Consider the following 11,441-nt stretch of genomic DNA (forward strand, 5'->3'; position numbering starts at 1 on the left):
TTCAGGCCGGCCGCCTTCGCGCCGGCGAGCATCGTCTCGGCGCCCGGCGACAACCGCAGCCGCTCTTCATAGACCTGTTCGAGTGCCTGCGCGTCGAGCCCGGCGAGCAGCGCGACACGGCGGGTGAGGCTTTCGTTGAAATCGCGGATCTCGCCACGCATCGACGCTTCGGTGATCGCGGCGACCTCCGCCTTCAGTCCGCAGAAATCCGCGATCTCGTCGATGCACTCGATCGTGATCAGCGTCGAATCCATGTCCATGACGACGAGCCCGAAATCGGCCAGCGTGCGGCCGGCCTCGACGAACGCGTAGTCGAGCGCATGCGTGCCGCAATAGACGGCGATGTCGGGCCGCTGCGCCGGGGCGGCGTCTTCGATGCGCAGCGCGTATTCGTCGATCGGCACGATGCGGGCGCCGCGCGCGAGCGCGAGCAGCGGTTTGTGGTGTGCGTCCGACAGCGGCGCGACGCTCTGGATGACGAGATTCGTAATCATGGCGGAAAGGATGAAGGCGAATGAGAGGCCGCGGGCCGCGCGCTGCGGGTCGCAGGCTGCCGGGCGGCGAACGCGACATTGTAGCCGCTCGCCGCCGGGGCGCGATCCGATGGTGCGCATCGGTTGCGAGAAGCGGCCCGGCTTCCGGTACGGACTGGAGCGGATCCTGAGCGGCGGCTGCGCATGGCCGTCGGCGAACCGGCGTGCGCGGCATTGCGAACGCAAGCGGGGTAACACCCGATGCGTTGGCGACGCATTGCGCGTCGCTTGGCGGTAGACTGGCAACGCATCATGCATCGAAAACCGCGCGGCATGCGACAACGCGGCCGCATCACAAGGAGGTCAGCATGGGCCAACGCAGTCTGTCGGTCGTCGCATCGTGGTCCGTCGCATTCGCGGCGATGTGCGTCAGCTTGAGCACCGCGGCGGCGCCGCCGGTCAAGGGCAGCCTGAAGGGCGGCGGCACGGGGCAGTTCGACTACACCGTCAAGGTCGACTCGAAGCAGTTCGGCAACGCGCAGGAAACCCGCAAGATCCGCTCCGGCGAGACGGACGACTTCAACTGGAAGTCCGTGCCGCCCGCCGGCGCGGTCGCGATGCCGGACGCGTGTCCGGAAGCGGACATGCTGCCCCGCGATGCGAACGGCGCGATGGTCCGGCAGACGCAGGTCCGCCTGGCGCCGTCGATCGATGCGAAGGGCGTCGCGAACGTGCAGATCAGCTTCCAGGCCGCCGCGCCGAACGGGACGCAGAGCGTGTCGGTCGGGGGCAAGACGATGCAGTGCCCGAAAGTGGTGAAAGTCAGCCAGGTCAAGTGGCTGACGATCCAGTCCAACGGCGGATCGAAGTCCTTTACGCTGAGCGACGGCACCCGGGTGTCGGTGTCGATCAAGCGCTAGCCTTCGCCGCGCTGCCGGCCCGCACCGCGTCAACGGGCGCGTTCTTCGAGGCGCGACGCGAGGAAACGGTGCTCGGCGGAGAACAGCCGCGTGTAGGTCAGCAGCACGGCGCCGACCGTGCCGAGCGCGGACGCCGCAGCGATCAGAAACATGATGACGATCTGATAGCGCACGGCTTGCAGCGGCGACTGACCGGCCAGCACCTGGCCGGTCATCATCCCCGGCAGGCTGACGACGCCGACGACCGCCATCTGGTTGAGCGTCGGCAGCATGCCCGCGCGCACCGCCTGGCGGGCGGCATCCTGCGCGGCTTCCCAGCGTGTCGCACCGAGTGCGAGCGCCGTCTCGACGCGGTCGCGGCGCGCGGTCAGCTCCTCGGTCATCCGCTCGACGCCGAGCGATACGCCGGTCAGCGTGTTGCCGAGAATCATCCCGAGGATCGGGATCGCATACTGCGGCGCATACCACGGATGGATGCGAATCACGACGAACAGGCCGACCGCCGCGACGATCCAGCTGGACAACCAGATCGACAGGATGCTGTCGATGCGCTGCCCGGCATACGTATGCCTGCCGCGTCCGGCGCCGGCGAAGCCGGCGATCAGCGTCATCAGCACCGTGAGCGGCAGCACCACGTACCAGTGCGCGTGACCGAACACCCAGCCGAGCACGTAGCCGATCGCGAGCAGTTGCACGACGGTGCGCAGCGCGGCGAGCGCGAGCTGGCGGCCGAGTCCGAGCGAGAGCGCGGCCGAAATCGCGCCGTTCACGGCCACGAGTGCCGCCGCGATGCCGACGTCGAGCGGGCCGAGGTCGTGCAGTACCGAATTCATCGCCGAACCTCCGCCGTGTCCGCGGCGCGCAGCACGCCGGCATGCATCGTCATCCGCGCAGCGCCGATCCGCGCGGCCTGGGCGGGGTCATGCGATATCCACATATAGGCGCGTGTCTCGGGCGCCGCGTCGAACCATGCGCCGACAAGCGCTTCGATCGCGCGCGTCGCGTCCGGATCGAGCGCGGACGTCGGTTCGTCGAGCAGCAGCACGTCGGGATCGAGCTGCAGCACACGCAGCAACGCCGCGATCTGCGCCTCGCCGCCGGACAGTTCGCTGGCGCGCTTGTCGAGGAAGTCGGGGCTGCGGCCCGCATGCAGGGCGAGTTGCGCGACTCGCGCGCGGTCGAATTGACGGTCGCGATAGACGGCGAGGGAATAGGGATAGCGCAGCATCGATTCGACGGTGCCTTCCGCGTGGGCCGGACGTTGGCGCAGGTAGGCGACGCTGCGCCGGTAGCGCGGAATGGCATGCCGTCGGATCGTCCGTCCGTGCCACAGCACGCGACCGCCGTCGAGCGGGTCGAGCAGTGCGAGCGCGCGCAGCAGCACGCTTTTTCCCGACCCGGACGGTCCCATGATCGCGAGACGTGTGCCCGCGCAAAGACTGAAATGGGTCGGCGCGAGCAGCAGTTTGCCGTTTGCGGGGTCTTGCCGGGTCACACCCTGCGCGTCGATGATGCAGGTGGCTGTCATGTCACAAATGAAAAAAAGCGTTAACGGAACAAGGCGGTCAGGCAGCGTGCGCCATAATAACGAGTGAAAAGCTCGCGCGGGTGTCGTGCGCCGTTGTCCCCGCAAGCGGCCCGGCATGGCGCGGCATTGAATTCAGAACAACAACGGAACCGCCATGACGCTTACCCGAGCCATCGGCAAATCGGCTGCGTGGGTCGCCGGCATCGTCGCGGTCGTGATCGCGGCGTCCGGCGTCTTTCTCTTCACGTTCGACTGGAATCGCGTCAAACCGTGGATCAACGAACAGGTGAGCACCGCACTCGGCCGCCCGTTCGCGATCAATGGCGACATCCAGGTCGGCTGGCGCCGGCCCGACGGCGAGACCGGCTGGCGCGCCTGGGTGCCGTGGCCGAGCTTCTCGGTCTCGCAGATCGAGATCGGCAACCCTGACTGGGCGAAGGCGCCGAAATTGGTCACGCTCGACGTCGCGCACTTCGATCTCGCCATCCTGCCGCTCCTGGCACATGAAATCGTCATCCCGTCGATCGACGTCGTCAATCCCGCGGTGGATCTCGAGCGGCTCGACGACGGACGCAATACGTGGACGTTCCAGTTCAGGCAATCGGCGCAGCCGTCGCCGTGGACCGTGCGGCTCAATCATTTCGGATTCGGCAAGGGCACCGTCGTCTATCGCGACGCGATGACGAAGGCCGATCTCACGATCGCGATCGATACGCTCGGCCAGCCGATTCCGCTGGGCGACGTGCTCAAGGCGCAGGAGGCGGCATCGCGTGCCGAATCGGCGCGGCGCGTCGGCGCGCGCGGCGCCGCGCAACTCGACGCGGCGGCACAGGCCGCGTCGTCGTCGGTCGCCGCGGCTCCGGCGTCATCGGCGAGCGCCGCGGCGTCCGGCGCATCCGCGAGGGCGGCCTCTTCCGCTCGTGCGAATCCTGCCGATCCCGTCTATGCATTCGGCGTGAAGGTCGACGGCCGCTACAAGAACGTGCCGATCTCGGGCACCGGCAAGCTCGGCGGCGTGCTCGCGCTCGAGGACGCGTCACGGCCGTTCCCGCTGCAGGCCGACGTGAAGGCCGGCGACACACGGCTGGCGATCGTCGGCACCTTGACCGATCCGCGGCAGCTGGCTGCGCTCGACCTGCGCCTGTGGCTGCAGGGCACGACGATGTCGCATCTGTACGCGCTGACCGGCATCACGCTGCCGGACACGCCGCCCTATGCGACCGACGGACGTCTGACCGGTCATTTCAAGCGGCACGCGAGCACGTTCCGCTATGAAAACTTCAACGGCCGCGTCGGCGGCAGCGATCTGAGCGGCACGCTCGTCTACACGCAACGCGAGCCGCGCCCGCTGCTGTCCGGCGAATTGGTATCGAACCTGCTGCGGTTCTCCGATCTCGCGCCGGTGATCGGCGCGGATACGGCCGCGAGCAAGGCGCAGCGCGGCGACACGACGCGTCAGCCGGCGGGCCGCGTGCTGCCGGTCGAGACGTTCCGCACGGAACGCTGGCGCGCACTCGACGCGGACGTCAAGTTCACCGGCCGCAAGCTGATCAAGCGTACGGACCTGCCGATCACCGATCTGTACACGCATATCGTGATGCAGGGCGGCGTGTTGTCGCTCGAGCCGCTGAAATTCGGCGTGGCGGGCGGGTCGCTCGCGACGACCGCGCATCTCGACGGCAGCGCAGCGCCGCTCAAGGGGCGCTTCACGGTTGCCGCGCGTCATCTGAAGCTCAAGCAGCTGTTCCCGGCGCAGAAGGTCATGCAGTCGGCATTCGGCGAGATCAACGGCGACGCGTCGCTGTCCGCGACAGGCAATTCGCCGGCCGCGCTCGCGTCCACGGCAAACGGGGAAGTGAAGGCGCTCGTCACCGACGGCGCCATCAGCCGCCTGCTGATGGAGGCGGCGGGGCTGAACGTCGCGAACGTCGTCTACGAGAAGCTGTTCAGCGGGCGCGACGTCAGGATCAATTGCGCGGCGGTCGATTTTGTCGCGACGCGCGGCGTGCTCGACCCGAAGGTGTTCGCGCTCGACACCGAGGACGCGTTGATCAACATCGACGGCCCGATCGACCTGCGCGACGAATCGATGGATCTGAAGATCCATCCGCACACAAAGGGCTTCAGGGTGTTCTCGCTGCGCTCGCCGCTGTATGTGAAAGGCACGTTCCAGCATCCGAACGTGGGCGTCGATGCGGGCGCGCTCGCGCTGCGCGCCGGCGCCATGGTCGGTCTCGGTCTGATCAATCCGTTCGCGGCGCTGATCCCGCTGATCGCGCCGAGCAACAACAAGGGCGTGCCGTGTCCGGAGCTGTTCGCGCAGATGAGGGCGCCGGCAAAACCGGCCGGCGTCACGGCCGCTGGCAAGTAAGTCGTCTGACTGAATGAAGCGTCGCGGCGATCAGCCGCGAGCGTCCGGCGCGTGCGGCATGGCGTCGCGATCGGGCGACGTGTCGGTCCTGCCGTTGCCCGGCGCCGGCATATCGTGCCGCCGGCCGACGTTCCCGTCCGGCCCGAGGGCGCGGCGCCCGCCGCCCGAAGCGGCCTGCCGCATGAACCGGCAGGGATGCGCCCCCGTTTCCTGTGCGTGCGAAGGCGGTGTCAAGCAGCGATTCGCCGACTCCTGTTAAAATGCCCGGTTTTCCGTCGATCTACCTCTTAACGGGATCTGCCGTGCTTTCTACTGCCAACATCACGATGCAATTCGGGCCGAAGCCCCTCTTCGAGAACATCTCGGTCAAGTTCGGGGAGGGCAACCGCTACGGCCTGATCGGGGCGAACGGCTGCGGCAAGTCGACGTTCATGAAGATCCTCGGCGGCGACCTCGAGGCGAGCGGCGGCAACGTCGCGCTCGAGCCGAACGTCCGTCTGGGCAAGCTCCGCCAGGACCAGTTCGCGTACGAAGACGTGCGCGTGCTCGACGTCGTGATGATGGGCCACACCGAAATGTGGGCCGCGATGACCGAGCGTGACGCGATCTACGCCAACCCGGACGCGACCGACGACGACTACATGCACGCGGCCGAACTCGAGGCGAAGTTCGCCGAATACGGCGGCTACGACGCCGAAGCGCGCGCAGGTGCGCTGCTGCTCGGCATCGGTATCGACGAGAAGTTCCACAACGGCACGATGAGCGAAGTCGCGCCGGGCTGGAAACTGCGCGTGCTGCTCGCGCAGGCGCTGTTCTCGAAGCCGGACGTGCTGCTGCTCGACGAGCCGACCAACAACCTCGACATCAACTCGATCCGTTGGCTCGAAAACACGCTCAACGAGTACAACTCGACGATGATCATCATCTCGCACGATCGTCACTTCCTGAACTCGGTGTGCACGCACATGGCCGACATGGACTACGGCACGCTGAAGGTCTATCCGGGCAACTACGACGACTACATGCTCGCGTCGGCGCAGGCCCGCGAGCGTCAGGCGGCGGCGAACGCGCGCGCGAAGGAGCGCGTCGCCGAACTGCAGGACTTCGTGCGCCGCTTCTCGGCGAACAAGTCGAAGGCCCGCCAGGCGACGAGCCGTGCGAAGCAGATCGACAAGATCAAGATCGAGGAATTCAAGCCGTCGTCGCGCCAGAACCCGTTCATCCGCTTCGAGTTCGAGAAGAAGCTGCACAACATCGCGGTCGTCGCCGACACGATCACGAAGAAGTACGAGCGGACGATCTTCCAGAATTTCAACCTGTCGGTGCAGCCGGGCGAGCGCATCGCGATCATCGGCGAGAACGGCGCGGGCAAGACGACGCTCCTGCGTTCGCTGCTGGGCAGCCTCGAACTCGATCACGGCACGGTGAAGTGGGCCGAGAACGCGAACGTCGGCTACATGCCGCAGGACACCTACGAGGAGTTCCCGAACGACATCACGCTGATGGACTGGATCGACCAGTACCGCAAGGACGGCGACGACGAGACGATGGTGCGCGGCACGCTCGGCCGCCTGCTGTTTTCGGCGGACGACATCAAGAAGTCGGTGAAGGTGCTGTCGGGCGGCGAGAAGGGCCGCATGATCTGGGGCAAGCTGATGCTGGGCCGTCACAACGTGCTGCTGATGGACGAGCCGACCAACCACATGGACATGGAATCGATCGAGTCGCTGCAGATCGCGCTCGAGAAATTCGAAGGCACGCTGATCTTCGTGTCGCACGACCGTGAATTCGTCAGCGGCCTCGCGAACCGCGTGATCGAGGTGAAGACGGACGGTACGCTGCTCGACTTCGGCGGCAACTACGAGGACTTCCTCGCGAGCCAGGGACAGGCGTAAGCGTCAGCGCGCCGTTCGCGGCCCAGCCAACGAAAAAACCCATCCGGAGCCGCCGGATGGGTTTTTTTGCGTCCAGACGACGGCGCGTGCGCCGCGCGTCACATCAGTCCGCCAGCCGGTTGTCCGACAGCGCCCGGCAGCAATCGTCGAACACCCACTGCACGAGCTTGGCCTGATAGTTCAGGTCGTCGGTGTCGACGATCTCCTCGACCGCCTCGCGGGCCCACGCGGCATCGACGAATCCGGCGTGCCGCTTCGCGATGTCCTGCGCGAGCGCGGACAGTTTGGCGGTCGTCAGCCAGTCGGCGTGCCGGTGGTGGCGATCCAGCCAGCGATGCGCCGCCTGCACCTGGAACGATGCGTCGGGCCACGCTTCATTCAGGTAGTACGCACCGAGATTGCCGCAGGTGAGCCAGCAGAGCAGTTCCACGCGGTCGCGTGAGCTGAGGGTCGGGTGTGCGTCGGACATGGCGGCACTCACGAAAGGCATCGATTCCGGGCGGCCGGCAAGCGAAGCCGGCGCCGATGGTAAAAACATAGCACGATGCGGGCCCGGGCGCGCACCCGGACAGGTGCGGATACGGCGATGCGGCGGGGATGTGCGCCCGGTCTGCATGCGGGCGCGCCGCGACCGGGCGCAGCCGTCGCCGTGGCGCCACGCCTGGCTCCGCACTCGCTAGAATGTCCGGTTCCAAGGAGACGGAAATCGACATGAAAACCTACGACCAGTTCTATATCGGCGGCGAATGGCGCAAACCGGCGGGCACCGGCACGATCGACGTGATCGATTCGGGCACCGAGGCCGTGATCGGCCGGATTCCGGAGGGCCAGGCCGCCGATGCGCAAGACGCGATCCGCGCCGCGCGCGCGGCGTTCGACGGCTGGGCGGCCACGCCGCCCGCCACGCGTGCCGCTTATCTGCGCAAGATCGCCGAGCGCCTGCAGGCGCGCAGCGAGGCGCTCGCGCAGTCCATCACGGGCGAGGTCGGCATGCCGATCAAGCTGTCGCGCGCGATCCAGGTCGGCGGTCCGCTCTACAACTGGAATGCCTATGCAAAACTCGCCGAGTCGTTCGAATTCGAGGCGAAAGTCGGCAATTCGCTCGTCGTGCGCGAACCGGTCGGTGTCGTCGCCGCGATCACGCCGTGGAACTACCCGCTGAACCAGATCACGCTGAAAGTCGCGCCCGCGCTCGCGGCCGGCTGCACGGTCGTTCTCAAGCCGTCCGAAATCGCGCCGATCAATGCCTTCATGCTCGCCGAGGCGATTCACGAAGCCGGGCTGCCGGCCGGCGTATTCAATCTGGTCTGCGGCTATGGGCCGGTCGTCGGCGAAGTGCTGGCGAGCGATCCGGACGTCGACATGGTGTCGTTTACGGGCTCGACGCGCGCCGGCAAGCGCGTGTCTGAGCTGGCGGCCGCCACCGTCAAGCGCGTCGCGCTCGAACTGGGCGGCAAGTCGGCATCGGTGATCCTCGACGACGCCGATCTCGCCGCCGCGGTGAAGGGCACGGTCAACGCCTGTTTTCTGAACGCCGGCCAGACCTGTTCGGCACACACGCGGATGCTCGTGCCCGAAGCGCGCTACGACGAGGCGCGCGCACTCGCGAAGGCGGCGGCCGAAGCGTATGTCGCGGGCGACACGCGCGTGGAGACGACGCGTCTTGGGGCGCTGGCATCGCAGGCGCAGCAGCAACGCGTGCAGTCGTACATCCAGTGCGGGATCGACGAGGGCGCGGAACTGGTCACGGGCGGCGTCGGCTTGCCGGACGGCATCGGCCAGGGCTTCTTCGTGAAGCCGACCGTGTTCGGCCGTGTCGATCCGAAGTCGACGATCGCGCAGGAGGAGATTTTCGGGCCGGTTCTGTCGATCATCACGTATCGCGACGAGGACGAGGCGATCCGTATCGCGAACGATTCGCCCTACGGGCTCGGCGGCGCGGTCTGGGCAGGCAGTGACGAGCATGCGCTGCGCGTTGCACGGCGCATCCGCACCGGGCAGGTCGACATCAACGGCGGCGTGTGGAACATGGCTGCGCCGTTCGGTGGCTACAAGCAATCCGGCCACGGCCGCGAGAACGGCGTGTACGGCCTCGAAGAGTATCTCGAATACAAATCGATGCAACTGAAGCTGCCGAAGCAGGGCTGATTGCCCGCTTGACGCGTCGCCGGAGGAAACGGCACGCGCGAACTGAACCCCAGGCGTTGGACATCGATCCGACCCTTGGGGTTTTTTGTTGACACCGCTCAAGGCGCGCCGCGGCGAATCACCGATCATCGGCGTTTTCCGATGTATCGACGAGGTTTCGATGACCGCACGCACTTCCTTCCCGCCGCTGACGATCCGCGGCCGTTCATTGCTGCCGATCGTGCAAGGCGGCATGGGCGTCGGCATCTCCGCGCACCGTCTGGCGGGCAGCGTCGCGCGCGAAGGCGCGCTCGGCACGATCGCCAGCATCGATTTGCGGCACCACCATGCGGATCTGCTCGAACGCTGCCGCGCCCGGCCGGACCGCGCGACGCTCGAGGCCGCGAACCTCGACGCGCTGGCGCGCGAGATCCGGCTCGCGAAAACCTGCAGCGAGGGGCGCGGGATGATCGCCGTGAACGTGATGAAGGCGGTCAGCGCGCACGCGGACTACGTGCGCGTCGCGTGCGACGAGGGCGCCGACGCGATCGTGATGGGTGCGGGCCTGCCGCTCGATCTGCCGGACCTGACGCAAGGCCATGACATCGCGCTGATCCCGATCCTGTCGGACAGCCGCGGCATCGCGCTGGTGCTGAAAAAGTGGATGAAGAAAGGACGCCTGCCCGACGCGATCGTGATCGAGCATCCCGCGCATGCGGGCGGTCATCTCGGCGTCACGCAGCTCGACGACATGCACGACGCGCGCTTCGATTTCGCGCGCGTGATCGACGATACGGCGGGGATCCTGGCGTCGCTCGGGCTCGAGCGCGAGCGTATTCCGCTGATCGTCGCGGGCGGAATCAACAGCCACGGCGCGGTGCGCGCCGCGCTTGCCGCGGGCGCCAATGGCGTGCAGGTCGGCACGCCGTTCGCGGTGACCGAGGAGGGCGATGCGCATCCGGATTTCAAGCGCGTGCTGGCGGGTGCACAACCGGACGACATCGTCGAATTCGTCAGCGTGACGGGGCTGCCGGCGCGCGCGGTGAGAACGCCGTGGCTCGAACGCTACCTGCGTCACGAGACGCGCATTCGCGCCAAGCTCGGCGCGTTCAGGCAACGTTGCCCGACGGCGCTCGAATGCCTGAGCGTCTGCGGGCTGCGCGACGGGATCGAAAAATTCGGCCATTTCTGCATCGATACGCGTCTTGCCGCCGCGTTGCGCGGCGACGTGGCGAACGGGCTGTTCTTCCGCGGCCGCGAGGCGCTGCCGTTCGGCGAGGCGATCCTCAGCGTGCGTGACTTGCTCGAGCTGCTGCTGACCGGCAGCGTGGCAGCGCCTGCGGCAAACCGCCCCACGTTTACACTGGCTTGACGAAAATCAAGACGCGGGAAAGACCCTGAAGACAGAATGGAGACCGTTCTTTGGGGGCCGTCATGGATAAAAGGATTCAAAACATAGTCGCTGCCGCGGTGTGCGCGGCGGGTCTCGCCGGCATGCCGGCGCTGTCGCATGCGGCGTCGCCGGGCGACGGCATTTACCAGGGCGATGTCCTCGCCCGCCTGCGCGCGATCAGCATCCAGCCGAACGAGCGCGGCAGCGATACGCTCGGCGCGATCAACGTCGGCGTGAACAACGCCATCGTGCCCGAGCTCGACTTCACGTACATGATTCGCGACTACCTCGGGATCGAGCTGATTCTCGGCACGTCGCGCCATCAGGTGACGTCGAGCCTCGGCAAACTCGGCGGCGTCAACGTGCTGCCGCCGACGCTGCTGCTGCAGTACCACTTCAATCATGCCGGCAAGGTGCGTCCCTACGTGGGCGCAGGCCTGAACTATACGTATTTCTACAACAACGGGCTCAATGTGGGCGGCGAAGGCGTGTCGGTCGGCAAGAGCAGCTTCGGCCCGGCGTTGCAGTTCGGTGTCGACGTCCAGGTGACGAAAAGCGTGTTCGTCAACGTCGACCTGAAGAAGGTCTGGATGAGTACCGATGCGACGCTCGGCAACAAGCCGATCGGCACGCTGCACATCGATCCGCTGATTGTCGGCGTGGGCGTCGGGATGAAGTTCTAGGCGAGGAGCCGGACAGTGTTGGGGTTGGCGGCATGTCGGTGGGCATGCCGC

General features: G+C 66.9%; 10 protein-coding genes. 6 read left to right on the top strand and 4 right to left on the bottom strand.

The genetic code is table 11. The features are described 5' to 3' along the window. On the bottom strand, positions 1–494 hold a 494-nt coding region (locus KH616_RS14145; RefSeq protein WP_292245452.1), incomplete at its 3' end, for a DUF4072 domain-containing protein. 347 nt (positions 495–841) lie between these two features. On the opposite strand from KH616_RS14145, the gene KH616_RS14150 reads away from it, so the two are divergent. Then, positions 842–1,393, top strand: coding sequence for a DUF6013 family protein (locus KH616_RS14150; protein WP_292245453.1), 552 nt, complete (start codon positions 842–844; stop codon positions 1,391–1,393). A 29-nt stretch (positions 1,394–1,422) separates the two neighbouring features. Here KH616_RS14150 and fetB read toward each other — a convergent pair whose 3' ends face one another. Then, complete coding sequence (gene fetB, locus KH616_RS14155) at positions 1,423–2,226, bottom strand: iron export ABC transporter permease subunit FetB (protein ID WP_292245454.1); 804 nt, start codon at positions 2,224–2,226, stop codon at positions 1,423–1,425. Continuing rightward, positions 2,223–2,921, bottom strand: coding sequence for an ATP-binding cassette domain-containing protein (locus tag KH616_RS14160; protein WP_292245455.1), 699 nt, complete (start codon positions 2,919–2,921; stop codon positions 2,223–2,225). The genes fetB and KH616_RS14160 overlap by 4 nt, the downstream gene beginning before the upstream one ends. 154 nt (positions 2,922–3,075) lie before the next feature. Here KH616_RS14160 and KH616_RS14165 point away from each other — a divergent pair, with 154 nt between their 5' ends. Together KH616_RS14165 and KH616_RS14170 are read left to right on the top strand one after the other, a co-directional pair. Then, on the top strand, positions 3,076–5,292 hold the full coding sequence (locus KH616_RS14165) for an AsmA family protein (protein ID WP_292245456.1): 2,217 nt from the start codon (positions 3,076–3,078) through the stop codon (positions 5,290–5,292). A 302-nt stretch (positions 5,293–5,594) separates the two neighbouring features. Then, the gene (locus KH616_RS14170; RefSeq protein WP_292245457.1) at positions 5,595–7,187 is read left to right on the top strand and encodes an ABC-F family ATPase; all 1,593 of its coding nucleotides are present in this window, start codon (positions 5,595–5,597) and stop codon (positions 7,185–7,187) included. A 103-nt stretch (positions 7,188–7,290) separates the two neighbouring features. Here KH616_RS14170 and KH616_RS14175 read toward each other — a convergent pair whose 3' ends face one another. Beyond that, complete coding sequence (locus KH616_RS14175; protein ID WP_292245458.1) at positions 7,291–7,656, bottom strand: hypothetical protein; 366 nt, start codon at positions 7,654–7,656, stop codon at positions 7,291–7,293. A gap of 242 nt (positions 7,657–7,898) precedes the next feature. Here KH616_RS14175 and KH616_RS14180 point away from each other — a divergent pair, with 242 nt between their 5' ends. The 3 genes from KH616_RS14180 (at position 7,899) to KH616_RS14190 (ending at position 11,390) form a co-directional block, all read left to right on the top strand. After that, entirely contained in the window at positions 7,899–9,335 is a 1,437-nt protein-coding gene (locus tag KH616_RS14180) for an aldehyde dehydrogenase family protein (RefSeq protein WP_292245459.1), read from the top strand. Positions 9,336–9,495: 160 nt separating this feature from the next. Beyond that, the gene (locus KH616_RS14185; protein WP_292245460.1) at positions 9,496–10,686 is read left to right on the top strand and encodes a nitronate monooxygenase family protein; all 1,191 of its coding nucleotides are present in this window, start codon (positions 9,496–9,498) and stop codon (positions 10,684–10,686) included. Positions 10,687–10,748: 62 nt separating this feature from the next. Then, on the top strand, positions 10,749–11,390 hold the full coding sequence (locus tag KH616_RS14190) for an OmpW family outer membrane protein (RefSeq protein ID WP_292245461.1): 642 nt from the start codon (positions 10,749–10,751) through the stop codon (positions 11,388–11,390). The last annotated feature ends 51 nt before the right edge of the window (positions 11,391–11,441 follow it).

The sequence above is a fragment of the Burkholderia sp. genome (assembly GCF_018375725.1).
In the GTDB taxonomy this organism is placed as follows: Bacteria; Pseudomonadota; Gammaproteobacteria; order Burkholderiales; family Burkholderiaceae; genus Burkholderia.

Bases quoted from the DNA above. Each gene is read 5' to 3' on its own strand.
- KH616_RS14180 (WP_292245459.1), top strand. From the start codon at position 7,899: ATGAAAACCTACGACCAGTTCTATATCGGCGGCGAATGGCGCAAACCG.
- KH616_RS14150 (WP_292245453.1), top strand. From the start codon at position 842: ATGGGCCAACGCAGTCTGTCGGTCGTCGCATCGTGGTCCGTCGCATTC.
- KH616_RS14190 (WP_292245461.1), top strand. From the start codon at position 10,749: ATGGATAAAAGGATTCAAAACATAGTCGCTGCCGCGGTGTGCGCGGCG.
- fetB (WP_292245454.1), bottom strand. From the start codon at position 2,226: ATGAATTCGGTACTGCACGACCTCGGCCCGCTCGACGTCGGCATCGCG.
- KH616_RS14185 (WP_292245460.1), top strand. From the start codon at position 9,496: ATGACCGCACGCACTTCCTTCCCGCCGCTGACGATCCGCGGCCGTTCA.
- KH616_RS14175 (WP_292245458.1), bottom strand. From the start codon at position 7,656: ATGTCCGACGCACACCCGACCCTCAGCTCACGCGACCGCGTGGAACTG.
- KH616_RS14165 (WP_292245456.1), top strand. From the start codon at position 3,076: ATGACGCTTACCCGAGCCATCGGCAAATCGGCTGCGTGGGTCGCCGGC.
- KH616_RS14160 (WP_292245455.1), bottom strand. From the start codon at position 2,921: ATGACAGCCACCTGCATCATCGACGCGCAGGGTGTGACCCGGCAAGAC.